At 69.8% G+C, this 24811-nt stretch carries 24 protein-coding genes; 18 read left to right on the forward strand and 6 right to left on the reverse strand.

Annotated features, from left to right (window positions below; genetic code table 11):
- Positions 1–12 precede the first annotated feature (12 nt).
- Genes GP2_RS03270 through GP2_RS03280 form a run of 3 tightly spaced genes read right to left on the reverse strand, consistent with a single transcriptional unit; the run spans position 13 to position 2662 of the window.
- Positions 13–885: a metal ABC transporter permease gene (locus tag GP2_RS03270; RefSeq protein WP_006899044.1), complete on the reverse strand. Its 873-nt coding sequence runs from the start codon at positions 883–885 to the stop codon at positions 13–15.
- A complete protein-coding gene (locus GP2_RS03275) occupies positions 882–1706 on the reverse strand; it encodes a metal ABC transporter ATP-binding protein (RefSeq protein WP_006899045.1) in 825 nt (274 codons plus the stop codon). Before GP2_RS03275 ends, GP2_RS03270 begins: the two co-directional genes overlap by 4 nt.
- Positions 1703–2662 carry a metal ABC transporter solute-binding protein, Zn/Mn family gene (locus GP2_RS03280; protein ID WP_006899046.1) on the reverse strand — a complete coding sequence of 320 codons (960 nt, stop codon included), beginning with the start codon at positions 2660–2662 and terminating at the stop codon, positions 1703–1705. The genes GP2_RS03275 and GP2_RS03280 overlap by 4 nt, the downstream gene beginning before the upstream one ends.
- Positions 2663–2833: 171 nt before the next feature.
- Between GP2_RS03280 and mshA the strand changes: the two genes are divergently transcribed.
- The 3 genes from mshA to GP2_RS03295 all read left to right on the forward strand — a co-directional run bounded on the left by mshA (position 2834) and on the right by GP2_RS03295 (position 6673).
- Complete coding sequence (gene mshA / locus GP2_RS03285; protein WP_006899047.1) at positions 2834–4168, forward strand: D-inositol-3-phosphate glycosyltransferase; 1335 nt, start codon at positions 2834–2836, stop codon at positions 4166–4168.
- Between the two features lie 53 nt (positions 4169–4221).
- Positions 4222–4830 (forward strand): type III secretion system chaperone family protein, encoded by a 609-nt coding sequence (locus tag GP2_RS03290; protein WP_006899048.1) that lies wholly within the window; start codon positions 4222–4224, stop codon positions 4828–4830.
- A 238-nt stretch (positions 4831–5068) separates the two neighbouring features.
- Positions 5069–6673 carry a 4-coumarate--CoA ligase family protein gene (locus GP2_RS03295; protein WP_006899049.1) on the forward strand — a complete coding sequence of 535 codons (1605 nt, stop codon included), beginning with the start codon at positions 5069–5071 and terminating at the stop codon, positions 6671–6673.
- Positions 6674–6792: 119 nt separating this feature from the next.
- On the opposite strand, the gene GP2_RS03300 is transcribed toward GP2_RS03295, so the two are convergent.
- Positions 6793–8235, reverse strand: coding sequence for an APC family permease (locus GP2_RS03300; protein WP_006899050.1), 1443 nt, complete (start codon positions 8233–8235; stop codon positions 6793–6795).
- 119 nt (positions 8236–8354) lie between these two features.
- On the opposite strand from GP2_RS03300, the gene GP2_RS03305 reads away from it, so the two are divergent.
- The 4 genes from GP2_RS03305 to GP2_RS03320 all read left to right on the forward strand — a co-directional run bounded on the left by GP2_RS03305 (position 8355) and on the right by GP2_RS03320 (position 11779).
- On the forward strand, positions 8355–9104 hold the full coding sequence (locus GP2_RS03305; RefSeq protein WP_006899051.1) for a phosphoglyceromutase: 750 nt from the start codon (positions 8355–8357) through the stop codon (positions 9102–9104).
- A 97-nt stretch (positions 9105–9201) separates the two neighbouring features.
- Complete coding sequence (locus GP2_RS03310; protein WP_006899052.1) at positions 9202–9522, forward strand: GNAT family N-acetyltransferase; 321 nt, start codon at positions 9202–9204, stop codon at positions 9520–9522.
- A 130-nt stretch (positions 9523–9652) separates the two neighbouring features.
- A complete protein-coding gene (locus tag GP2_RS03315; RefSeq protein ID WP_006899053.1) occupies positions 9653–11023 on the forward strand; it encodes a sensor histidine kinase in 1371 nt (456 codons plus the stop codon).
- A 69-nt stretch (positions 11024–11092) separates the two neighbouring features.
- The gene (locus GP2_RS03320; RefSeq protein ID WP_006899054.1) at positions 11093–11779 is read left to right on the forward strand and encodes a winged helix-turn-helix domain-containing protein; all 687 of its coding nucleotides are present in this window, start codon (positions 11093–11095) and stop codon (positions 11777–11779) included.
- Between the two features lie 12 nt (positions 11780–11791).
- On the opposite strand, the gene GP2_RS03325 is transcribed toward GP2_RS03320, so the two are convergent.
- On the reverse strand, positions 11792–12652 hold the full coding sequence (locus GP2_RS03325) for a DUF3109 family protein (protein WP_006899055.1): 861 nt from the start codon (positions 12650–12652) through the stop codon (positions 11792–11794).
- Between the two features lie 110 nt (positions 12653–12762).
- On the opposite strand from GP2_RS03325, the gene GP2_RS03330 reads away from it, so the two are divergent.
- The 10 genes from GP2_RS03330 (at position 12763) to GP2_RS03370 (ending at position 23252) form a co-directional block, all read left to right on the forward strand.
- Positions 12763–13740, forward strand: a complete 978-nt coding sequence (locus GP2_RS03330; RefSeq protein WP_174320690.1) for a Ppx/GppA family phosphatase — start codon at positions 12763–12765, stop codon at positions 13738–13740.
- Between the two features lie 165 nt (positions 13741–13905).
- Positions 13906–15801 carry an Rv0497 family membrane protein gene (locus GP2_RS03335; protein WP_006899057.1) on the forward strand — a complete coding sequence of 632 codons (1896 nt, stop codon included), beginning with the start codon at positions 13906–13908 and terminating at the stop codon, positions 15799–15801.
- An 8-nt stretch (positions 15802–15809) separates the two neighbouring features.
- Positions 15810–16742, forward strand: a complete 933-nt coding sequence (locus GP2_RS03340; protein ID WP_006899058.1) for a sugar phosphate isomerase/epimerase family protein — start codon at positions 15810–15812, stop codon at positions 16740–16742.
- Between the two features lie 72 nt (positions 16743–16814).
- The gene (locus GP2_RS03345; protein ID WP_006899059.1) at positions 16815–17699 is read left to right on the forward strand and encodes a thioesterase family protein; all 885 of its coding nucleotides are present in this window, start codon (positions 16815–16817) and stop codon (positions 17697–17699) included.
- Between the two features lie 6 nt (positions 17700–17705).
- Positions 17706–18566: a pyrroline-5-carboxylate reductase gene (gene proC, locus GP2_RS03350; protein ID WP_006899060.1), complete on the forward strand. Its 861-nt coding sequence runs from the start codon at positions 17706–17708 to the stop codon at positions 18564–18566.
- A gap of 188 nt (positions 18567–18754) precedes the next feature.
- Entirely contained in the window at positions 18755–18988 is a 234-nt protein-coding gene (locus tag GP2_RS03355) for a helix-turn-helix domain-containing protein (protein WP_040526309.1), read from the forward strand.
- Between the two features lie 275 nt (positions 18989–19263).
- Positions 19264–19365: a 30S ribosomal protein bS22 gene (locus GP2_RS21105; RefSeq protein ID WP_003402602.1), complete on the forward strand. Its 102-nt coding sequence runs from the start codon at positions 19264–19266 to the stop codon at positions 19363–19365.
- Between the two features lie 132 nt (positions 19366–19497).
- Positions 19498–20550, forward strand: a complete 1053-nt coding sequence (locus GP2_RS03360; RefSeq protein ID WP_006899061.1) for an NAD-dependent epimerase/dehydratase family protein — start codon at positions 19498–19500, stop codon at positions 20548–20550.
- A gap of 319 nt (positions 20551–20869) precedes the next feature.
- Positions 20870–22039: a lysophospholipid acyltransferase family protein gene (locus GP2_RS03365; RefSeq protein WP_006899062.1), complete on the forward strand. Its 1170-nt coding sequence runs from the start codon at positions 20870–20872 to the stop codon at positions 22037–22039.
- Positions 22040–22088: 49 nt separating this feature from the next.
- Positions 22089–23252 (forward strand): zinc-binding dehydrogenase, encoded by a 1164-nt coding sequence (locus GP2_RS03370; protein WP_006899063.1) that lies wholly within the window; start codon positions 22089–22091, stop codon positions 23250–23252.
- Between the two features lie 13 nt (positions 23253–23265).
- Here the strand turns inward: GP2_RS03370 and GP2_RS03375 are convergent, their stop codons facing one another.
- The gene (locus GP2_RS03375) at positions 23266–24366 is read right to left on the reverse strand and encodes an HAD family hydrolase (RefSeq protein WP_040526313.1); all 1101 of its coding nucleotides are present in this window, start codon (positions 24364–24366) and stop codon (positions 23266–23268) included.
- 135 nt (positions 24367–24501) lie between these two features.
- Here GP2_RS03375 and GP2_RS03380 point away from each other — a divergent pair, with 135 nt between their 5' ends.
- The gene (locus GP2_RS03380; protein ID WP_006899065.1) at positions 24502–24756 is read left to right on the forward strand and encodes a glutaredoxin family protein; all 255 of its coding nucleotides are present in this window, start codon (positions 24502–24504) and stop codon (positions 24754–24756) included.
- The last annotated feature ends 55 nt before the right edge of the window (positions 24757–24811 follow it).

Genomic DNA, 24811 nt, shown 5'->3' on the forward strand with positions numbered 1-24811 from the left:
CGGGAGACCGGCTCAGCGGGTGCGGTACACGCGGCGCGAGCCGACGATCCGGCACGCCACGTAGATCACGAACGAGATGATCGTGACGAACACCGATACCGGCAGCTTGGGGGCCAGCGACAGGAGCAGCCCGCCGATCGCGACGACCTCGGCGAACACCACCGACAGCACCAGCGCACGCACCGGGTTGGCGGTGATCCGCGCCGCGGCCGCGCCGGGGGTGATCAACAGCGACATCACCAGCAGGGCGCCGATGATCTGCACCCCCTGGGCGCAGGCGAGGCCCATGACGATCGCGAAGACCACCGACAGGGTGCGCACGGGCACGCCGCGCGCCTGTGCGACCCGCGGGTCGGTGGAGGCGAACAGCAGCGGCCGGTAGATGACGGCGAGGACCGCCACGACGATCGCCGCGGTGATCGCGATAGCCACCAGTCCCTGCACGCCCACGCTGACGACTTGGCCGGTGAGCAGGGCGAAGCCCGTGCCGATCCGCCCGTAGAGCGCGAGGAACAGCACACCGATGCCGAGCCCGAAGGCCATCACCACGCCGATGACCGAATCGCGTTCGCGCGCCTTGTTGCCCATCCAGCCGAAGACGGCCGCCGCGACGACCGCGCCGATGACGCCGCCGAGGTTCACGCTGAACCCGGCGAGCAGCGCCGCGGCCGCACCGGTCACCGAGAGCTCGCTCGCGCCGTGCACGGCGAACGACATCTGCCGGGCGACGATGAGCGGGCCGAGCAGCCCGCCCACCAGGCCGAGGAGGGCCATCGCCAGCAGGGCGTGCTGCACGAAGTCGTAGCCGAGCAGGTCGGCGGTCGTGGAGAAGTCCCACAGGTCGCTGAAGCTGCGTTCGGCGGCCAGGGTCGTCGTGGCGCTCATGCGGGGCGGCTCCCCGGCGTCTCGGGCGCGACGCAGTGGTGGGCGTCCTCGCCGCCGATCACCACCAGCCGGCCGTTCACCCGCAGCACCTCGACGTCGCTGCCGTAGAGCTCGCTGAGGGTCTCGGTGGTCATGACCTGCTCGGGGGTGCCGATGCGGAACCGGCCCCCCACGAGGTAGAGCACCCGGTCCACGTAGGGGAGGATCGGGTTGATCTCGTGGGTGACGAACACGACGGCGGTGCCGGCCTCGCGCCGCCGGCGGTCGATGAGGTCGACGACGACGTGCTGATTGGTGGGGTCGAGGCTCGCGAGCGGCTCGTCGCACAGCAGGAGGTCGGGCTCGCTCACCACGGCCTGCGCCACCCGCAGCCGTTGCTGTTCTCCGCCGGAGAGCACGCCCAGAGGTGCGTCGGCGTAGTGCCGCGCGTCCACTGCGTCGAGCGCGCGATCGACCAGCTCCCGGCGCCGGGCGCGGCCACGCAGACCCAGACCCCAGCGGTTGCCGTCCACGCCGAAGCCGACGAGGTCGCGCCCGCGGATGGCCATCGGATCGGCGTCGTCGGCGTGCTGCTGAGGGATGTAGCCGACGGCCTCGGTGGTCTCGACCGTGCCGCTGCGCAGCGCGTACTGGCCGAGCAGGACGCGCAGGAACGACGTCTTGCCCGATCCGTTGGGGCCGAGCACCGCGACGAACTCGCCGGGTTCGATGGCGAGGTCGAGGCCGTCCCAGAGCACGCGATCCCCGAACGCCAGGCGGGCCCCGGAGAACGTGACGACCGGCCGGCCGCCGCGTTGCGCCGACACGGGACCGGGGGTCACCGGGCTCCGCCGGAGGCGAGTGCGGCCGACAGTTCGCCGATCTGGTCGCGTTGCCAGGTGAGGTAATCGGTGACGCCGTCGGGCAGGGTCTCGGTGAAGTCGACGACGGGCACGCCGGCCTTCTTCGCGACGCCGAGCATCGCCTCGGTCACCGGGTCGATGGCCTGGACGTTGTAGATCAGCGCCTTCACCCCGCGGTCGGCGAGCAGGTCCTGCATCGCGGCGCGGTCGGCCGCCGACGGCGACTGGCCCTCCTCCACGGCCTGGGTGAACCCGGCCGGCGCGGCGTCGACGAGCCCGGCCTCGCTCAGCAGGTACCCCGCGAGCGGCTCGGTCTGGGCGACCTTCGTGCCGTCGTGCGCCTTGCGGATGGCGGCCAGTTCGGCGCGCAGGCCGTCGATGCCGGTGGTGAAGGTCTTCGCGTTCTCCCGGTAGGTCTCGGCGTTGGCCGGGTCCTGCTCGGCGAGTGCGTCGGCGATCTCGTCGGCGACCTCCGCGACGACGGGGAGGTCGTAGAAGACGTGCTCGTTCTGTCCGTCGGCCGGGTGCTCGTGGGCCGAGTGGTCGTGGTCGTGCGATCCGTCCTCGTGCGTGCCGTGCTCGTCGCCGGTGAACAGCGCGTAGGCGTCGATGACGGTGGCGTCGGAGTTGCGCGCGGCCTGCTCCATGTAGGCGTCGTAGTGCCCGCCGTTGACGACCAGCACGTCGGCGTCGGCGATCTGCGCGGTGTCGGCGGCCGACGGCTCGAACTCGTGGGGGTCGCCCTCGGTGCTGGTGTAGATCGCGGTGACCCGGGCCTTGTCCCCGGCGACCGCGGATGCCACCGCGCCCCACACGTTGGTGGAGGTGACCACGGTCGGCGTGCCGTCACCGGTTCCCGACTCTCCGGAGCATCCGGCCAGGGCCAGTGCGGCTGTGGACAGTGCACCGGCGGCCGCCAGCAGCGTTCTCCTCATGGACACCCTTTACGCAAATGACAATCGTTACCGAAAACAGTGTAGGGGATCGTCCGGGCCGGTGCGAAGCGCATCGGTGATCTCTGTCTCGTCTTCGCGATGAGCGGTGCGCGGGCGGTCCGCGCCGGTGCTGTGCGCCGCAGGTGTCGCAGCTTCTCTAAGGTGGAGGGCATGACCTCCAGCCCGATACCGCGGCGTGTCGCGTTGATCTCCGTGCACACCTCGCCGTTGGCGCAGCCGGGCACCGGCGACGCGGGCGGATTGAACGTCTACGTGTGGCAGACCGCGGTGCGGCTCGCGCGTCGCGGGATCGAGGTCGAGATCTTCACCCGGGCGACATCCTCGGCCGATGCCCCGGCTGTTGCGGCGGCGCCGGGGGTGACCGTCCGTCACGTGGTCGCCGGGCCGTTCGAGGGGCTCGACAAGCGCGACCTGCCCGCGCAGTTGTGCGCCTTCACCGCCGGGGTGCTCCGCGCCGAGGCCGCGCAGGCCCCGGGGTACTACGACATCATCCACTCGCACTACTGGCTGTCGGGCCAGGTCGGCTGGCTTGCCCGCGACCGGTGGGGCGTGCCGCTGGTGCACACCGCCCACACCCTCGCCGCGGTCAAGAACGCCGCGCTCGCCGCCGGTGACACCGCCGAACCCCAGCTCCGAGTGATCGGCGAGCAGCAGGTCGTCGGGGAGGCCGACCGCCTGGTCGCCAACACCGAGACCGAGGCGGCGGAACTGATCTCGATGTACGACGCCGACCCCGCCCGCATCGACGTCGTGACGCCCGGGGCCGATCTCGACTGCTACACCCCGGGATCGGTGGAACAGGCGCGCGCCGCACTGGGTATCGACCCCGACGAGACGATCGTGACCTTCGTCGGACGCATCCAGCCGCTGAAGGCGCCGGACCTGCTGGTCGCCGCCGCCGCCCCGCTCATCCGGGATGGTCACCGCCTGCGCCTGCTCATCGTCGGAGGCCCGTCGGGGTCGGGGCTGGAGCGGCCGACCGCCCTGATGGACCAGGTGGCCGAACTCGGGATCGCCGACTCGGTCACCTTCCTTCCGCCGCAGCCCTCGGATCGGCTGGCGCAGGTCTACCGGGCGTCGGATGTCGTCGCGGTGCCGAGCCATTCGGAGAGCTTCGGGCTGGTGGCGATCGAGGCGCAGGCGTGCGGGACGCCGGTCATCGCCGCAAACGTCGGAGGGCTCGCCGTCGCGGTCGACGACGGGCGCACCGGTGTGCTGGTCGACGGCCACGATGTCGGGGACTGGACGAATGCCCTGGAAAAGCTTCTCGGGCAACCGGATCGGCTGGCCGAACTCGGCCGCAACGCCCGCGCCCACGCCGAGAGGTTCTCCTGGGAGCACACCGTCGACGGGTTGATCGAGAGCTACCGCCACGCCATGCGGTCCTTCGCCGCGCAGAACGAGTCCGCCGGTCGGGAGCCGACGCAGGGCGGGGCGCGCGTGCGCCGACGCTGGCGTCGGCGTCGTAACCGGGTGACCGTCTGATCGGGCCGGCACATCGGTGCCGACCCGGGGATCGAACATCGAGAGAGGATGCCGTGAGTCGCAACGAGGTCGTCGAACTGCTCGAGAAGGCACTGACCGACAGCGGGATCGAGTTCTCCCGCAAGAGCGGAGGCGGTGCCGAGGTCGACCACATCGTCCTCGAGCTCCCCGGCGAGTACAAGCTCAAGACGACCGTGCTCCTGACGGCCAGTGACCAGGGCGTCCGGATCGAGGCCTTCGTGTGCCGCCGTCCCGACGAGAACTTCGAGGCGGTCTACAAGTACCTGCTCAAGCGCAACCGCCGTCTGTACGGGGTGGCGTACACGATCGACAACACCGGAGACATCTATCTGGTCGGGCGGATCTCGCCCGACGCCCTGACGCACGCCGAGATCGACCGCATCCTCGGCCAGGTGCTCGAGGCGGCCGACGGCGATTTCAACACCCTGCTCGAACTCGGCTTCCTCACCTCGATCCAGCGCGAGTGGGCCTGGCGCGTCGCGCGTGGCGAGTCGTTGCGCAACCTGCTGGCCTTCGAGCACCTCATCGACAAGGAGTCGCTCCCGGAACCCGGCGAGCCGCTCGAAGGGCGTTATGTCCCAGGCGAATCCGTGGTGGACGGGGCGCAGGCCGCGAGTGATGAGGGCGGCTCGGAGTTCTGAGGGGGTCGCGACCGAGACGCCGCCGGCCGGTCCGGCGCCGGCCGAGCCGATCGCCGTCGGGCCTGTTCGGCATCGACGGCCTCCGATGCCGCGTGCCGTCGTTCGGGACGGCCGGGCTGCCAAATGGCCACCGCCGGACGCCGGATTCGTGAAGGATGGGACGCACAAGAGGTCCAGGTCACATTGTGTCAATGTCTGTTGATACGATGTGCGGCGTAATCACACCACTGGAGGTGCAATGAGCTTCACGAGTCCGTTCCCCGACGTCGAGATCCCTGACGTGAGCGTCTACGAGTTCCTGTTCTCGTCGCTGACCGATGCCGATCGCGAGCGGACGGCGCTGGTCGATCCGAAGTCGGGTGCGATCACGACGTATGGGCAGTTGGTGGGGCAGATCGACGCGGCGGCGGGTGCGTTGGCGGCACGCGGGATCGGGGTCGGTGACGTGGTGGGCATCCTGTCGCCGAACGTTCCGGCGTTCGCGACGGTGTTCCACGGCATCTTGCGGGCCGGGGCGACGGCGACGACGATCAACGCGTTGTTCACCGCGAACGAGATCGCCAAGCAGTTGCGGGATTCGGGCGCGAAGATGCTGGTGACGGTCTCGCCGCTGGCCGAGCAGGCCAAGGCCGCCGCCGACGAGGTCGGCCTGGCCGCCGACGCGTTGGTGATCCTCGACGGCGAGGGCCTCGAGAAGTCCGGGCACCCCAACGCGATCGACTTGCTGGCGCCGAATCTTCCGGCGCCGGAGGTGTCGTTCGACCCGGCCACGCATGTGGCGGTGCTGCCCTACAGCTCGGGCACCACCGGCAACCCGAAGGGTGTGGCGCTCTCGCACCGCAACCTGGTCGCCAATGTCGCCCAGATCCGCCCGCTGCAGGGCATGACACCCGACGACGTGGTGATCGCGGTGTTGCCGTTCTTCCACATCTACGGCATGACGGTGCTGCTGAACGCGGCCCTGCTCAATCGCGGGTCGCTGGTGGTGATGCCGCGGTTCGATCTGGTGGAGTTCCTGGAGAACATCCAGAATTACAAGGTCACGATGGCCTACATCGCCCCACCGGTGGCGGTGGCGTTGGCCAAGCATCCGATCGTCGACAACTACGACCTCTCGTCGCTGCACACGATGATGTCGGGCGCGGCCCCGTTGGATGACGAGTTGGGTCAGGCGGTGGCCAAGCGACTGAATCTGCACATGCTGCAGGGCTACGGCATGAGCGAGTTGTCGCCGGTGTCCCACATCATCCCGTTCGACACCCAGGCGATGCTGGGGCGCGAGGACCCGCCGTTGTCGTCGACCGGGTGGCCGGTGCCGAACACGGTGAACAAGATCGTCGACCCGGCCACGGGTGAGGACATGCCGTTGCCGCAGGAGGGGTTGTCGGAGCCGGGTGAGCTGTGGGTGAAGGGCCCGAACGTGATGTTGGGGTATCTGAACAACGAGCAGGCCACCGCCGACACCATCGACGCCGACGGGTTCCTGCACACCGGTGACCTGGCGCAGGTCGATCCGACCGGGTGCGTGTACATCGTGGATCGGCTCAAGGAGCTGATCAAGTACAAGGGCTATCAGGTGCCGCCGGCCGAGCTCGAGGCGTTGCTGCTCACGCACGACAAGATCGCCGACGCGGCGGTGGTGGGAGCTGTCGACGAGGAGGGGGAGGAGATCCCGAAGGCGTTCGTGGTGCGCCAGCCCGATGCGGAGCTGACCGCTGATGAGGTGATCGAGTTCGTGGCGTCGAAGGTCGCCCCGTACAAGAAGGTGCGCGCGGTCGAGTTCATCGACGCCATCCCGAAGTCGGCATCGGGCAAGATCCTCCGCAAGGACCTCCGCAAGTAGGGCCTGACGCAAGCGAAGCGGAAACGACAGCGGCGCCGGAGATCTCCGGCGCCGCTGTGGTGTTGGGGGCCGCTGCTGTGTTGGGGGGCGCTGTGGTGTTCGGGCCGGACCCGGTGCGGTCAGATCTGGTGCGGCGGGACCTCGTCGTAGCTGATCGCGTGCTCGCCGGATCGCCTGCGCCACCAGTGGGTGAGGGCCCACAGGACGACGCCGACGAGCAGGAGCCCGCCGGCGACCTCGTACTGTTCGGGGTCCCGGCCGGTGAACGGCAGCGTCAGGTAACCGCAGGTGATCGCTCCGAGCACGGCCACCGGGGTCGAGGTCCGGAAGTGATCGTGCTCGACCCGGTCCTTGCGGAGGACGAGCACCGCCACGTTGACGACGGTGAACACCACGAGGAGCAAGAGCGCGGTGGTGCCGCCGAGCAGTCCGACGATCGAGCTGTCCGGGTCGTGGCTGACATAGGTCAGGAGCAGCAGGGCGACGGCGGTGGTGAAGACGATCGCCACCACCGGGGTGCGCCGCTTCGGGTGCACATAGGCGAGGAATCGCGGCAGCACACCGCGTTTGGCCATCCCGTAGATCAGCCGGCTGGCCATCATCATGTTGATCAGCGCGGTGTTGGCGACCGCGAACATCGAGATCCACGGCAGCAGATCCGACATCGGGAAATCCGGGGCCGCGGTCTGCACGACGTCGACGAGCGGGGTCTCGCTCTCGGCGAGCATGCCGACCGGCACGATCGCGACCGCGCAGATCGCGATGAGCACGTAGATGGCGGCGGTGATCGCGAGGCCGCTCAGCATCACCTTGGGGAAGATGCGCACGGGGTCCTTGCACTCCTCGGCCATGTTGACCGAGTCCTCGAATCCCACGAGCGCGAAGAACGCCAGCGACGTCGCCGCGGTGACGGCGATGAAGGCGTTCTTGTCGTCCGGGCTCTCGAAGATGACGACCGCGTCCCAGTGGGCGGCGTTGCCGCCGATGATGAACCAGTAGCCGATGAACAGCACCAGCAACAGTCCGGACAGCTCGACGAGGGTCAGCACCACGTTGGTGCCGACGCCCTCGGCGACGCCGCGGAAGTTGATGAGCATGACCACGAGCAGGAACGCGGCGGCCACCGCGAACAGGACCGGGCTCGTCGGATCGGGGGAGTCCCCGCCGCCGAACGCGGTGAGCATGTTCACCGCGAAGGCGCGCGACGCGGTGGTCGAGGACGTGATGCCCGAACTCATCACCGTGAACAGCACCATGAACGTGACGAAGTGGACGCCGAAGGCCTTGTGCACGTACAGCGCTGCCCCGGCGGCCTGCGGATACTTGGTCACCAGCTCGAGGTAGGAGAAGGCGGTCAGCGTGGCGACGGCGAAGGCCACCAGGAACGGGACCCAGGCGGCGCCCCCGACCTCTCCGGCCACCTGGCCGGTCAGCGCGTAGATGCCCGTGCCCAGGATGTCGCCGACGATGAAGAGCAGCAGGAGCTTCCAGCCGAGTACCCGCTTGAGTTCCGGTTGCCGCTCGGTGTCCGCGCCGGTCTCCCCGGCGTTCGTGCTGGCCATGCGACAAAGCTAGCCCGGCCCCGCACACGGTGTCCCCGGGCCGGTCGGCAAGGGCGGGCGGCGGCGCCGGTGGGACCACGGGCAGTGGTGCATTTCGGGTTTGTGCGAAACTATCGCCCATGAGCAACGGCACCCTCATCCTGATGCGTCACGGCGAGAGCGAATGGAATGCGTCCAACCAGTTCACCGGTTGGGTGGACGTGGCGCTCACCGACAAGGGCAAGGCCGAGGCGGTCCGGGCCGGCGAGCTGCTCGTCGAGCACGACCTGCTGCCCGACATCCTCTACACCTCGCTGCTGCGTCGCGCGATCTCGACCGCGCAGATCGCGCTCGACACCGCGGACCGGCACTGGATTCCGGTGAAGCGGGACTGGCGCCTCAACGAGCGCCACTACGGCGCCCTGCAGGGTCTCAACAAGGCCGACACCCTCGAGAAGTACGGCCAGGAGCAGTTCATGCTGTGGCGTCGTAGCTACGACACCCCGCCGCCGCCCATCGAGGCCGACGCCGAGTACAGTCAGGTCGGCGACCCTCGTTACGCAGACCTCGACCAGGTGCCGCTGACCGAGTGCCTCAAGGACGTCGTCGCGCGCCTGGTCCCGTACTTCACCGAGGTCATCGCCGCCGACCTCGAGGCCGGCAAGACCGTGCTGGTCGCCGCGCATGGCAACTCGCTGCGCGCTCTGGTCAAGCACCTCGACGGAATCTCCGACGAGGACATCGCCGGCCTGAACATCCCGACCGGGAACCCGCTGCGCTACGACCTCGACGAGAACCTCAAGCCGCTCAACCCGGGCGGCACCTACCTCGATCCCGAGGCCGCCGCGGCCGGTGCCGCCGCCGTCGCCGCGCAGGGCCTCAAGAAGTAGACACCTCGCACCCGTACCCGCAGTCGATCGTCGGCTGCGGGTACGAGTCCTGTCCCGACCATGGCGTACCAGGTGTGATGCGCGCTACATTGGACGCATGGCGGATGTGGGCACTCTTCGGATCGATCATTCACCTGCTCAGGAGAGGTATGAGGCGGTCCTCATCACCGATCCGTCGGGCGACGAGGAGGTGGTCGGCTACGTCGACTATGTCTCCGAGCCCTATCAGGTGGTCCTGACGCACACCGTCGTCCACGAGCGCTTCAGCGGGCACGGCTACGCGGCGCAACTGGTGAAGGCGGTTCTCGACGACATCCGCGCCAGCGGCAAGCAGGTCGTCCCGGTGTGCTCGTATGTCCAGAGGTTCATCGACAAGCATCCGGAGTACGCCGACATGGCGGTTCCGGTGCCGCAGTGAGCCGGGTCCACACCTACGCGTCGGCACCGCGGTGAACCGCGGGTGACCGTCGGCGAACGGTTCGTGAACAGCCGGCGAACAGCTGTGCGGAAAGTGTTCGCAGTTCTCACCGCGCCGTAAGCTGGGGTTCGTGACCGCCGCAATCTCGGCCGCGACGATCGCCTTCGTCACCGCCCTCCTGCTGGGTGTGATGATCGGACGGCGCCTCGACGGCCATCGGTGGCCCCGCCGGCTGGATTCCATCCTGTCCCGGGGCCGTCGTGCGGACGGTTCCTCCGGTTCCGGCGACGCCGGACTCCCACCCCGCGCGGCCGATCCGGCCCCGGCGCCGCGCGCCGTCCTCGAGGGAGCCGAACTCCGCGATTCCGACGTCGTCGCCACGACACCGGACGGTCGCATGACCAAGGCGGGCCTACTGAGCCTGATCGTCCGCAACTCGGCCACCGCGGTCGCCGTCGTCGACGAGTTCCGCGACGTCGTCCTGTTCAACCACCGTGCCGTCGAACTCGGACTGGTCCGCGAGATGCTGCTCGCCGACACCGTGTGGGAGGCGGTCAAGGACGTCCTCGACACCGATGCCGACCTCGACTTCGAGTTCACCCCGCCGACCTCGACCCTCGGCTTCGTCTCGACCGGCCGCACGCCGCGGCCCACCGTCGAACACGTGCGATGCCAGGCGAAGATCGTCGCGCAGGACGGCGAGCGCTACGCGGTGGTCTACGGGCTCGACGACACCCAGCACAAGCGGCTCGAGGAGACCAGGCGCGACTTCGTGGCGAACGTGTCCCACGAACTCAAGACCCCGGTCGGGGCGATCGGCCTGCTCGCCGAGGCGCTCCTCGAGTCCGCCGACGACGTCGAATCGGTCCGGCACTTCGGCTCGCGGGTGGTGACCGAGACCCAGCGCATGGGCAAACTGGTCACCGAATTGCTCGAACTCTCGCGACTGCAGGGCGGGGACACCCCCGAGTTCACCCGCGTCGACGTCGACGCGCTCATCGACGACGCGCTCGACGCCGCCGGCCTGGCAGCCGAGGCCGCCGCGATCGAGTTGAAATCCGACAAACCGATCCGCAAGGCCGTCCGCGGCGACCGGGCGCTGCTGCTCACCGCCCTGAACAACCTGGTCTCCAACGCCATCGCCTACTCGCCCGCCCACACCGTCGTCTCGGTCACCCGGCGCCTGGCGATCGAGAACGGCCGCCCGATGGTGGCGATCGCGGTCACCGACCGCGGTGTCGGGATCGCGAAGGCCGATCAGGAGCGGGTCTTCGAGCGGTTCTTCCGCATCGACAAGGCGCGGTCGCGGATGACCGGCGGCACCGGTCTGGGTCTCGCGATCGTCAAACACGTGGTCGCCAACCACGACGGCACCGTCAAGCTGTGGAGCGAACCCGGCACGGGGTCGACCTTCACGCTCTACATCCCGGAGGACCCCGCCCACGTCAGCCCGTCCCGAACGGCTGCGGCCCGAGCAACGGCGGCACCGGATGCCCTGTGACCCGAAGACCATCATCAGATCGAAAGACCGGACACCGCGCCGGACACGCACACCGGAGGACATGAACAGTTGACGCACGTGCTGATCGTCGAGGACGAGGAATCGCTGGCCGACCCGTTGGCCTTCCTCCTGCGCAAGGAGGGATTCGAGGCGAGCATCATCGCCGACGGCGCACAGGCGTTGTCGGCGTTCGAGCGGATCGGCCCCGACATCGTCCTGCTCGACCTGATGCTCCCGGGCATGTCGGGGACGGAGATCTGCAAGTCGCTGCGCGCGAGGTCGAACGTCCCGGTGATCATGGTGACCGCCCGCGACACCGAGATCGACAAGGTCGTCGGCCTCGAGCTCGGCGCCGACGACTACGTGACCAAGCCGTATTCGGCGCGTGAGCTGATCGCCCGTATCCGTGCGGTGCTGCGCCGCGGTGGCGACCCGGCCGACGACGATCGCGACGGCCACGTGCTGGAGGCGGGACCGGTCCGGATGGACGTCGACCGGCACACGGTGACGGTCGACGGCGAGTCGATCACGTTGCCGCTCAAGGAGTTCGATCTCCTCGAGTACCTGCTGCGCAACGCCGGGCGCGTGCTCACCCGTGGGCAGCTCATCGACCGGGTGTGGGGTGCGGACTACGTCGGCGACACCAAGACGCTCGACGTCCACGTCAAGCGCCTGCGATCGAAGATCGAACCCGACCCGGGCAGCCCGCGGTTCCTCGTCACGGTGCGCGGGCTCGGGTACAAGTTCGAGGAGTGAGTGCGGGCGCCGCTACTCCGGCGGCTGCAGCTCGTACTTGACGTCGGTCTCGCGACGTTCGGTCGCGGCCTGCGTCGCCGGGTGGACGGCGATGAGTCCCAAGCCCTTCCGGCGTCGGCAGACGGCCGCGAGTTCCTCGTAGGCCTCCGCGCCGATCAGCTCGGTGAGCTCCGGCGCGTACGACTCCCACACCTGCTTGGCGCCGATGTGGGCGTCGGGCGAGCCCGAGCAGTACCACTTGAGGTCGTGCCCGCCCTCGCCCCAGCCGCGCCGGTCGAACTCGGTGATCGTGGTGACGAGCACCTCGGTTCCGTCCGGTCGTTCCACCCACTCCTGCTCGCGGCGGACCGGGAGCTGCCAGCAGACGTCGGGCTTGACCGTCAGCGGCTCGAGTCCCTTCCGCAGCGCCATCGAGTGCAGGGCGCAGCCGACACCGCCGGCGAAACCGGGGCGATTGAGGAAGATGCAGGCGCCCTTGTGGATCCGGGTCTTGAGCGCCGGCTCGTCGTCGAGGTCGCCCTCTTCCAGGTAGCCCTTCGGGCCGAGGGGGTTCTTGCCGGACCCCTTCTCGTAGAACTGCCAGTCCTCGGGGGTCAGCATCTTCACGGCCTTGGCGAGACGCTTGCGGTCGTCCTTGTCGGACAGGTAGGCGCCGTGGCTGCAACAGCCGTCGGTCTCGCGTCCGGGCAGGATGCCCTGGCAGGCCGGGGTGCCGAACACACACGTCCAATGCGACAGCAACCAGGTGAGGTCGGCGCGGATGAGGTGTTCGGGGTCCATCGGGTCGACGAATTCGTACCACTCGCGCGGGAAGTCGAGTTCGACCTCGGGAGCGGGGGTGATTCGGGGCGCGGACGGCGAAACGGCGGTCACGGATACAACGGTAACCCCAGTGCGCCGGGGCGGGACGCCGAGCAGGTGCCGCCTCGACGAAGAGCGCGGTCCGCACGTGGGGCGCCGGCCTCGTGCACTACCGTTGACCCGTGCGCTTAGGAGTTCTGGACGTGGGCAGCAACACTGTCCACCTCCTGGTGGTGGACGCCCACCGTGGCGGTCACCCGACGCCCATGTCGTCGACGAAGGCGGTCCTGCGTCTCGCCGAACACATCGACGCCGACGGGCGGATGAGCGAGAAGGCGATCGAGCGACTCGTCGAGTCGGTCGACGAGTTCACCCACATCGCGGAGACCTCCGGGTGCGAGCAGATGATGGCCTTCGCCACCTCTGCCGTGCGCGACGCGACCAACTCCGACGAACTCCTCGACGAGGTCGAGCGGCGGACCGGCGTCCGTATCGCAGTGCTGGCCGGACGGGACGAGGCCCGGCTGACCTCGCTCGCGGTGCGGCGGTGGCGGGGCTGGAGCGCCGGTCGCATCCTCGCCCTCGACATCGGCGGCGGGTCGCTGGAGATGTCCAACGGCGTCGACGAGGAGCCCGACGTCGCGCTCTCGCTGCCGCTCGGAGCCGGTCGGCTGACCCGGGAGTGGCTGCCCGGAGACCCGCCCGACCGCCGTCGCGTGGCGGTGCTGCGTGACTGGCTCGACGCCGAGCTGCGCGGACCGGCCAAGGAACTCCTGGCACCTGGCGAGCCCGACCTGTGCGTCGGCACGTCGAAGACGTTCCGTAGCCTGGCGCGGCTGACCGGGGCGGCCCCGTCGAGTGCCGGCCCGCGGGTGCGGCGGGTGCTCACCGCGAGCGGCCTGCGGCAGCTGATCTCGTTCATCTCCAGGATGACCAACGCCGACCGGGCAGAACTGGAGGGCGTCAGCTCCGACCGGGCCGGGCAGTTGGTCGCGGGCGCGCTGGTCGCGGAGGCGGCGATGCGAGCCCTGAGAGTCGATACACTGGAGATCTGTCCGTGGGCGCTGCGGGAGGGGGTCATTTTGCGTCGACTCGACGCGGAACCGGCCGACTCCTTCGAGCCCTCACAGACGACTGGCGCCCGGGGCGGCGTCGGCTGATCCGACCTGCGACGCTGCTCGATCCGTCGCGCGGGTGGGGGAGTGCCGGCGTCGAGACGATCGGTGGACCACACGGTCCGGCCGAGCGGTCCTCGGCGCCGAGAGGTACCCAAGCGGATGTGCTCGACCGGCATCCGGTGACGTTCGAGGACGGAGAGCCACTTCATGTCGAAGGATTCGGAACCCGAATCTCGACCCATCTCGGTTTCGGAGCTGCTGGCCCGATCGCAGGCGGACGGCGCCACCCCGACGACCCGGCGTGACGGCCGCGGACGCCGGCGTGCGGGCCGCGACGGCTCGCTCTCGGTGTCCGAGCTGACCGGCGAGATCCCGAAGATCACCGACGCCCCGGCCTCGCGGTCGAGCCGCACGCGTCCGTCCCCGGCAGAGTCCGGGCCGGTTCCCGAGGCCCCGACGACCACGCCTGCTCCCGCGCCGAAGACGTCTGGTGCTCCCGCACCGAAGGCGTCTGGTGCTCCCGCACCGAAGGCGTCTGGTGCTCGCGCACCGAAGGCGTCTGGTGCTCGCGCACCGAAGGCGTCCGAGGCCCCGGAGCCCGGTGTCACCGCCCCGGAGGCGACCGGTGTCACGGAGCCGACGGAGGCCGAGGCGCAGGCGGCTGCAGAACCGGAGACGCCCACCGACGCTGCGCCCTCGACGGCGCCCGAGACCGAGGCACCTGCCGAGCCGACCGCGGACGAGCGGTCGCGCGCGGATGCGTCCGGAGTCCCGTTCCCCAGGTCGTCGGACCCGACCCCGCGGCGTGCCGCCGACGATCGTCCGATTCCCGACTTCTGGGGTTCGGGGGCCGGCCGCCGGTCCACGGGCGGCCACACCGCGAGCGGCATGCCCGGCTTCGGCGACGTACCGCTCGCGACGCGCGACTTCAGCGCCGACGCCGTGGCCCGTCGACTCGCGGGGCAGTCGCGTGACGCGGGTTCGGCCCGGGCCGAGACCGTCGACGAGGAATCGGCCAACGCGGTCACCGGCATCATCCCGGTCGTCGACGGCCCCGAGGCGGACACCGACCTCACCGTCGTCGAGTCCGACGACGTCGACACCTACGCCCTCGCCGAGGTCGAGGGGACCGAGACGGATGTCCGCGAGCGCTCGGACACCGGCTTCTCCGAGGTCATGGACTTCGACGACTACCGCAACTTCGCCGATGTCGAGGCCGAGGGGGACCCGGCGGCCGAAGCCGCCGGCAAGAGCTCGCGCGGGCTCGGGGGACTGGCGCGGAAGCTGTTCGGCCGCAAGAAAACCGGACCGAAGGCCGACGAGGCCGGCTCGACGGTGAGCCGTGCCGCCTCGGCGAAGGCAGCGGCGTCCGCCCCCGGCGCGGAGGTCCCGTCGTCGACGAGCACCGCGCAGGCGGCCGGCGAGACCGCGGAGCGCGGCGACAACCCGACCGAGATCATCGAGCCGGTCGCCACCGACGAGGTCGGTGCCCCGGAACCGTCCGAGACCGACGAGACACAGGCCTGGCAGGCGTCGGCCCAGTGGTACGACACCGAGGCGTGGGCGGCCCCGGTCGTCGACGAGGACGAGCCGCAGCCGGCCGACGACGCCGACGGAGTGCAACCGGCCGACGAGACGCCGGCCGAGGTCGGTGCGGACTCGTCGGACACCGCCGCGCCGGCCGCTGCCGCCGACGTCCACGAGTCCCCGGCGGAGGCCGGGGCACCGGCCGTCCGGCTCGAGAAGGACCTCGAGCCCGAGCGCACGGTCTCGGCCGAGGCGGAGACCGGTGACGAGGACACCGCGGCACCCGACGCCGCCGAGACCAGCGACGAGCACGAGCCGTCGCCCGCGATGGCCTGGCTGTCGGTGATCGGTCAGGCGGTCCTCGGTCTCGCCGTCGGTGTCGGCCTGTTCTGGGGCTTCACCGAACTGTGGCGCTGGAACCCGTACTTCGCACTGGTGCTCGCGGTGGTGGTGATCTTCGGCATCGTCACGCTGTCCCATGTCGTGCGCCGCACCAAGGACCTGCCGACGACGCTGCTCTCGCTCGGCGTCGGCCTGCTCGTCACCATCGGCCCTCTGGTCTTGCTGGCCACGTGACGCCCGACATGTCGAATCCGCAGGTGCCGTCGTCCGGATTGCCGCCCATCGCCCGCACCGAGATCCCGATCGGGTTGTCGACCGCGTCGGTCTACCCGCAGAACACCGAGGCGGCGTTCGCCTACGCCGCCGAACTCGGTTTCGACGGTGTCGAGTTGATGGTGTGGGGCGACCCGGTCAGTCAGGACATCGGGCGCGTGAGCTACCTGTCGGACCACTACCAGGTGCCGGTGCTGTCGGTGCATGCGCCGTGCCTGCTGATCTCGCAGCGCGTGTGGGGCCGCGACCCGATCGTGAAGCTGGCGCGTTCGGTCGAGGCCGCCGAGGATCTCGGCGCCCCGACGGTGGTCGTCCATCCGCCGTTCCGCTGGCAGCGGCGCTACGTCTCGGCGTTCGACGACCTCGTCGCCGAACTCGAGGACGACAGCGGGGTCGCGGTGGCCGTGGAGAACATGTTCCCGATGCGTGCCGACCGGCTGTTCGGCGCGGGGGAGCCGTCGGTGCGACGCCTCCAGAAGCGCGGGGGCGGCCCGGGCCTGGCCGCCTCGGCCTTCGGCAAGTCCATCGATCCCACCGACGACGGCTACTCGAACTACACGCTCGATCTCTCGCACACCGCGACCGCCGGGGTCGACGCGCTCGACCTCCTCGACCGCATGGGGTCCAACCTGAACCATCTGCACCTCGCCGACGGCCATGGGGCGGCGACCGACGAGCATCTCATCCCCGGCGACGGCGGGCAGCCCTGCGCCGAGGTGTGCCGGCGGATCGCGGAGAGCGACTTCAACGGGGCGGTGGTCCTCGAGATCAGCACGGGCAGCGCCCGGACCAAGCCCGAACGCAGTGCCCTGCTGGCGCGTTCGCTAGATTTTGCGCGGCAGCACCTGAAACGGGAGCTGCACCCCGAACACACTGGTCGACCAGGGGCCGCGGACCGGTAGTCGTCGGTCCGTCTCCCACCCATCTCGGTCGTCGCCGCCCGCTGTCGGGGTTCGCACGACGAAAGCGCGCACATGACTGCAAAGCTCACCGAGCTGCTGACCCTGACCGAGGTCGATCGCGGCGGACCGGACGCCGTCACCTACTCCGCCCATATCGACCCGACCTTCACGATCGGGCCCAAGGTGCACGGCGGCAGCCTGCAGATGGTGGTGGCCAAGGCGGCGCGTGAGGCGCTGACCGCGCTCACCCCGTCCCCCGCCGACTTGGCCGCAGACCCGGCCGCGCAGAAGTTCGCCGACGCCACGGCGGCGATGATCCCGGTGGCGATCTCCAGCGACTACCTCACCGCTCCGGACGCCGACGACATCGACCTCGTCGTGAAGGTGCTCAAGCGCGGGCGCACGGTCACGGTCCTGCGGGTCGACGCGGTGCAGGGCGGTCGCACCATGGTGACGTCGTCGGTGACCATGGCCCGTCCCGACACCGACCCGTCCCACCACTCCGGCCCCACCGTGCTCGACGGGACTCCCGTCGAGCCGCCGGCGACCGGCATCACGCTGGACGGTTCACCGGTCGCCGAGGTGAACCACCTGGGCTCGGCCGTCGACCTGGTCCTCGACTCCGAGACCTTCCCGGTGGTGCGCGGCGAGACCGGCGAACCGCTCGTCCGCGGCTGGATCCGGCCCAAGGGTCTCGACCCCGACGAGTACTTCTCGGTGCTCGTCTGCGACATCTCGCCGCCCGTCGTGATGAACCTGGCCCTCTTCGGCTGGGCGCCGACGGTCCAGCTGACCACCTACGTCCGCCGTCACCCGGCCCCGGGGTGGCTGCGATTCGCCGCGACCAGTACCGAGGTCGGACCCGGAATGTTCGAGGAGGATCATCTGGTGGTGGACTCGACCGGGACGGTGGTCGCGCAGTCCCGGCAATTGGCACTCATCCCCGCAGGAAGGTAGACATCCGTGAGCGAACGCATCGCCATCATCGGCGGAGGCAAGATCGGCGAGGCCCTGCTCGCCGGTCTGATCGGCGCCGGCACCCCGACGAGGGATCTCGTCGTCGCGGAGAAGGTCGAGGCACGAGCGGCCGAGATCGCCGATGAGTACGGGGTGCTCGTCACCGACGTGAAGTCGGCCGCGGAGTCCGCCCAGTACGTGTTCCTCGCGATCAAGCCCGACGACGTCGACTCGGTCCTGCGGGAGCTGGCGGCGGCCGAGGACAACGCCGAGACCGAGCGGGTGACGGTCACCCTGGTCGCCGGCATCCCGCTGGCCCGCTACGAGAGCGCCCTGCAGGCCGGGTCCCCGGTCATCCGCGTCATGCCCAACACCCCGATGCTGGTCAACGAGGCCATGTCCGCGGTCGCCGCCGGACGATACGTCGGCGAGGAGCAGCTCGACGCCGTCGTGCGGATCCTCAAGACCGTGGGTCGGGTGGCAGTCGTCCCGGAAAAGCAGATGGACGCGGTGACCGCGGTGTCCGGCTCCGGTCCCGCCTACGTCTTCCTGCTTGCCGAGGCCATGATCGACGCCGGCGTCGGCCTGGGCCTCACGCGCGCCCAGGCGTCGGAGATGGCGGTGCAGACCATCCGCGGTGCCGGCATCCTGCTCAGCGACTCGGGCCTGTCGCCGGTCGATCTGAGGGCAGCGGTGACCTCTCCCGGCGGCACCACCGCCGAGGCGATCCGGGAGTTCGAGGCCAACGGCCTCCGGCACGCCGTCTACCAGGCCACACGCGCCTGCGCGGCCGCCAGCGCGCGGGGCGGACGTCGAGTGGAAGTCGAGGGTTTGGGGCAGGGCCACGCCGGGTCCGGCACCCCATGACTTGTGGTCGATGAGCCGTGAAACCCCAGCATGTTGGGGTTTCACGGTGAAAAAGCCGGAGATTCTGGTCCCTCTCGTCGCTTTTTTCACATCAGCCACGCTAAGCTGCTTCAAGCACGTGCGTGTCTGATGTCCGCAGGAGGGGAAGCCTGCGGCCGCGACGCGTGCACCGGAGGTATGAGTGATCCATGGCACCTGCAGACACTCCTGGTGACAGGACCGGTTCGGTGAGCAACGCGACCTCTGCGTCGCAGTTCCTCACCGTCGCCGAGGTTGCGTCGCTGATGCGCGTTTCGAAGATGACCGTCTACCGTCTCGTCCACAACGGCGAACTGCCTGCGGTTCGGGTCGGACGCTCGTTCCGCGTGCACGCCAAGGCGGTGCACGACTACCTGGAGACGTCGTACTTCGACGCCGGCTAGGTCTTCTTCGCGCACAGCTGCGATCTGGAACCGAACGCTCCCGTGGATGGCCCCGGCCACCCGCGGGGGCGTTTGTGGTTCCGGGCCCCGGGTATTCCGACGGGGTACCCGATTTCCGTAACCGGAGGACCGACCGGTAGTCTCAGAGGTCGCGTACCTGGATGTACCGGTAGCTCCCTCCGGTGTCGACACACCAGTCGACGACCGACGAAGCCGATCGTGTGCAGGCCAGGGTCGGTCAAGTACATCAGTGTCAATCGTGAGGAAGCGCCCCGATGGGTTCAGTGATCAAGAAGCGCCGCAAGCGCATGTCGAAGAAGAAGCACCGCAAGCTGCTGCGTCGGACCCGGGTGCAGCGCCGTAAGCTCGGCAAATAAGCACTCCTTTGGCACAGGCCCCGCCCGCGGCGGGGCCTTTTGCTTTTCTCGTCGCCGCCCCGCAGCGGCCCGGTGCCGTCTCGGCCCCGCCTCGTCGGGACGGATCGCGGAGATGCGGTTAGCCTCGACGACATGGCCGAATCCTCCGCAGAGTCGCCTCGCGTCGTCCTGGTCACGGGAGCCTCGACCTTCATCGGCGGTTACCTCGTGGCCCGACTGGCGGCCAACCCGGACATCGAGCGGGTGCTGGCAGTGGACTCGCGCGTCCCGCGCAAGGACCTGCTGCGTCGTATGGGCTGCGCGGAGTTCCTGCGGCTGGACATCCGTCGCCCCACGATCGCCAAGGCCCTCGCGACCTACGACGTCGACACCGTGGTGCATGCGGCGACGTCCATCGTCGACACCGCCCCGCACTCGTCGGCGATCAAGGAGTTCAACGTCGTCAGCGCCATGCAGGTCTGCGCGGCCTGTCAGCGCACGCCCTCGGTGAAGCGGCTCGTGCTGCGCTCGACGGCGATGGTCTACGGTGCGAGCGCGCACGACCCGTCGCATTTCTCCGAGGAGACCCGCGCGCGGCGCGAGCCGAAGCACGGCTACGGGCGCGACCTGCTCGACGTGGAGGGATATGTCCGAGGCCTCGGGCGCCGCCGGCCGGACATCGCGATCACGATCGTGCGTCCGCAGGCGATGCTCGGTCCCCGGATCAACACGCGGATGAGCTCCTATCTGTCCCTGCCGGTGGTGCCGACGGTGATCGGCTACCAGCCGCGGCTGCAGTTCCTGCACGAGGAGGACGCGCTCGCCGCGATGGAGCATGCGACCCTGGCCGGGAAGGCGGGCACCTTCAACGTCGCCGGTGAGGGAGTGGTGACGCTGACCCAGGCGATCCGGCGGATCGGGCACATCGAGCTGCCGGTCCCGGCCGGCCTGCTCGCGCCCATCTCGGGCGTCTTCCAGGACCTGCGGTCGGCGAAGCTGCGCAGTTCGCAGACGGAGTTCCTGACCTACGGCCGCGTGCTGGACACCACGCGCATGCGCACCGAGCTCGGCTTCGTGCCCAAGTACACGACACTCGAGACGCTCGACGACTTCATCGAACGCAGCGGCGTCACCCCGGTGCTCGGGGCGGACGCGTGGCGGGGACTCGAGCAGCGGGTCGTGGCCGCAGCACATCAGTTGCAGTGAGTGCCTGAGATCTGGCACCGAGGTTCCGGGTCGAGGTGCGCAACGTCACTGCAACCCGTAGACTTGGACGCCAGACCCAGAGTGGCACGACCGCAGGGCCGCGGCCGTGGACGACGGGTAAGGTCCCGGGTGGCGGTGGTCTCCGACGATCGACGCTCCGTGGTGCACCGTTCAAGTCATCGACCGCGCGCCGTTGCGCCAGTGGATCCGGGGGCATGGCCTGTGACGGAACGATATGCCGGCAGTACCCGGGGCCCCTTCGGTTCACACATCGAGCCGGGGACGGGGCCGACGGACGAAACCCAGAGGTAGACGAGGGGTGAGCGCCTTGACAGGTGGCGGAGCGACAGATGCACGTACCGCGAAGGTCATCCAGCTCTATGCCTCACCGTCGGGGCCCGACGCCGCACGCGACTCCGGTCGCCGTCGGCACCCGAGTCAGCAGGGCGTCGGCCGCGGGCCGAAAACATCTGTGAAGCAACGGGATTCGGAGAATCTCGCGCACCCGAACACCGACGGTTTCGGTCAGCCGCCCGCTCAGGTCACCCCGATCAGCAGCGACATCGCGCTGTCCGACGAGGCGCTCGGCGTCGAGCATCGCGGCCCGTCGACGTCGTCGCCGCTGTTCAGCCTCGGCGGCATCCGCAGCGCGGTCGCCGACACGCTGACCGCGACCGCCGGCTTCATCCGGGAACGCATGGCCGGCGAGTACGAGGTCGACGAGTTCGGCTTCGACCCGCACTTCACCGAGGCCGTCTGGTTCCCGGCGGTCCGCCAGGTCTACGAGAAGTGGTTCCGCGTCGAGGTCACCGGCATCGAGAACCTGCCGCGCGAGGGAGGCGCCCTGCTCGTGGCGAACCACGCGGGCACCATCCCGGTCGACGCGATCATCACCTCGCTCGCGGTCCACGACAACCACCCCGACCACCGTCACCTGCGGCTCCTCGCCGCCGACATGGCGTTCGACACGCCGGGGATCAGCGAGGTCGCCCGGCGCATCGGCGCGACCCTGGCGTGCACCAACGACGCCGACCGGTTGCTCCGCCAGGGTGAGCTCACCGCGGTGTGGCCGGAAGGCTTCAAGGGCATCGGCAAGCTCTACAAGGACCGCTACAAGCTGCAGCGGTTCGGCCGCGGCGGCTTCGTGACGACGGCCCTGCGCAACGCGGCGCCGATCGTGCCGGTCTCGATCGTGGGCTCGGAGGAGATCTACCCGATGCTCGCCGATCTCAAGCCGCTCGCCAAGATCCTCGGGCTGCCGTACTTCCCGATCACGCCGTTGTTCCCGTGGCTGGGACCGCTCGGCATGGTCCCGCTGCCGTCGAAGTGGCACATCCACTTCGGCCGGCCCATCGAGACCGGGGGATACGACGAGTCGTCGGCCGACGACCCGATGGTGGTCTTCGACCTCACCGACCACGTGCGCGAGGAGATCCAGCAGACGCTCTTCCGCATGCTCAGCCGGCGCGGCAGCGTCTACTTCGGCTGACACGTCGCTTTTCCTGACACGGACCGCGGCGGCTGCTACCCATTGAGGCATGCGTGCAGTCGTGTGCCGAGCCGGTGAGCTCACGGTCGAAGACGTCCCCACCCCCGAGCCCGGCCCGGGCCAGGTCCTGATCCGCGTCCTGCGGGCGGGCATCTGCGGTTCCGATCTCCACGCGCGGGTTCACTGCGACGCCACCGCCGAGGTGTCCGACGAGGTCGGCTACGACGCGTTCATGCGCTCGGATCAGTCGGTGATCATGGGCCACGAGTTCGCCGGCGAGGTCGTCTCCTACGGCCCGCGCTGCCGGAAGAAGTGGGCGCCGGGCACCCGGGTCGTCGCGGTGCCGATGATCCGGCACGGCGAGAAGGCGCACCTGACCGGCCTCAGCGCCTCGGCGGGCGGTGCCTACGCCCAGTTCACGCTTGTGTCCGAGGACATGACCTTCGAGATCCCCGACGGTCTGCCGATCGAGCACGCCGCACTCACCGAGCCGCTCGCGGTCGCACACCACGCGGTCCGCCGCGGCGAGGTCGGGCGCCGCGACGTCGCGGTGGTGATCGGCTGCGGACCCATCGGTCTCGCCGTGATCGCCATGCTGAAGGCGTCCGGGGTGCGCACCGTGATCGCCAGTGACCTGTCCGCGGGGCGTCGCGCGCTCGCCGAACGCGTCGGCGCCGACATCGTCGTCGACCCCGCCGTCGAGTCCCCCTTCGCGCGGTGTGCTGCAGAGGGCAAGTACGTCACCGAGGCGCAGGACCTCCTCGGCGCCGCGTTCGACGCCATGCGCACGTTGCGTCGGATCCCGTTGGTGCCGTGGTCATCTCTGTTCCGGGTCGCCGACAGGCTGGGCGCCACACCCAAGGGGCCGGTGGTCTTCGAGTGCGTGGGAACCCCGGGGATGATCGAGTACGTCGTGTCCGATGCGCCGTTCCGTTCGCGCATCGTGGTGGTGGGCGTGTGCATGGAGCCGGACACCTTCCGCCCGGCGATGGCCATCAACAAGGAACACGAACTGCGGTTCGTCTTCTGTTACGACCCCGCCGAATACGAGGAGACCCTGCACATGATCGCCGACGGGGACGTCGACGTCGCGCCGATGATCACCGCGACGGTCGGCCTCGACGGGGTGGCGACGGCCTTCGACGCCCTCGGCTCGGCCGAGCATCACGCCAAGGTGCTCGTCGATCCGATGAGCGAGATCGATTCGCTCTGAAACGGTTTCGCGCTCAGTGGCGCCGCAACAGGCGTGCCGCGGCTGCCGCGCCACCGCCCGCCGCGCCGAGCACGAGGGCGGTGCCGGCGCCGTACTTGGCCGCCTTGCGGGCGGTGCGGAAGTCGTACATCTCCCACCCGCGGACCTTCGCGACGTCACGCAGGTCGGGGTCGGGGTTGATCGCGACCGCCTTGCCGACGAGCGAGAGCATCGGCACGTCGTTGTGCGAGTCGGAATACGCGGTGCAGCGCTTGAGGTTGAGGCCCTCGCGGATGGCCAGCGCCCGCACCGCGTGGGCCTTGCCCTGGCCGTGCAGGATGTCGCCGACGAGGCGACCGGTGAACACGCCGTCGACGCTCTCGGCGACCGTGCCGAGCGCCCCGGTCAGCCCGAGCCGGTTGGCAATGGTCTGGGCGAGTTCCACCGGGGTCGCGGTGACCAGCCACACCTGCTGTCCGGCGTCGAGATGGCGCTGGGCGAGCGCTCGCGTGCCGGGCCAGATCTTGTCCGCGATGTAGTCGTCGAAGATCTCCTCGCCGAGCTCGACGAGCTCGGAGGTGCGGCGCCCGGCGATGAACGACAGGGCCTTGTCGCGGCCCTCGGCGACGTCGCGGGCGTTCTCCTTGCCGGTGATCCGGAACTTCGCCTGCGTCCAGGCGAAATCGAGGATGTCGCCGTAGGTGAAGTACTTGCGCGAGGCGAGCCCGCGCGCGAAGTGCACGATCGAGGCGCCCTGGACCAGGGTGTTGTCGACGTCGAAGAACGCGGCGGCGGTCAGGTCGCGCGGTGCCTGCTCGGGCGGGGTCTCCGACGGCTCGCGCAGGCGCAGGGAGTCGACGGCGGCCTTCGCGCTGGCCTCGCCGGCGAGGGTCTGGCGCAGCTCGTGGGCGGTCTGGCGGAACCGGCCGGTGGCGGCACTCGCGCGCTGGGAGATCCACGTCGTGACCCGCCGGGTCTCCTCGTCCTCGTCGGAGTGGCCGACAGGTTCGTCGCTTTCGTCGAGGTCGTCGTCGAACTCGATCCTGGCCGCCTGGGTCTCCCAGTCGTCGCCGGAGTCCAGGGGGGTGGTGCCGGTGTCGGGTCGTTCGTCTCCCGGGCCCGGGGTCTTGCCCACTACCCACCTCCACGCGTCGCGTCTGCACTGCCTGCTCGTCCAGACTAGCCGCCGCACACGACGCCGCTCGCGCCGCCGACGCGTGCCGCGAGCCCCGTGGCGGCGGCCGTCCGCCACGCTGCGAGGATGGACGCCATGAAGGTGGAACTTCTCACTCGCGAGGGATGCCACATGTGCGCCACGGCTCGCACCGAGCTCGCCCGGATCTGTGGCGACTTCGGGATCGGGTTCACCGAGGTCGACGTCGATCGCGCCGCCGCCGACGGGAACCCGGAGGTCCGCGCCGAGTACGGCGACCGGTTGCCGGTGGTCCTGCTCGACGGTATCGAGCACAGCTACTGGGAGGTCGACGAGCCCCGTCTTCGTGCGGATCTCGCCGGCCGCGCCTGACCCCGGGCCCGGCCGCGGCCGTCCGGTCTACGGCATCGCGTAGCGGGGATTGCGT

Origin of the sequence: Gordonia paraffinivorans NBRC 108238 (genome assembly GCF_000344155.1) — a bacterium.
Taxonomy (GTDB): Bacteria; Actinomycetota; Actinomycetes; order Mycobacteriales; family Mycobacteriaceae; genus Gordonia; species Gordonia paraffinivorans.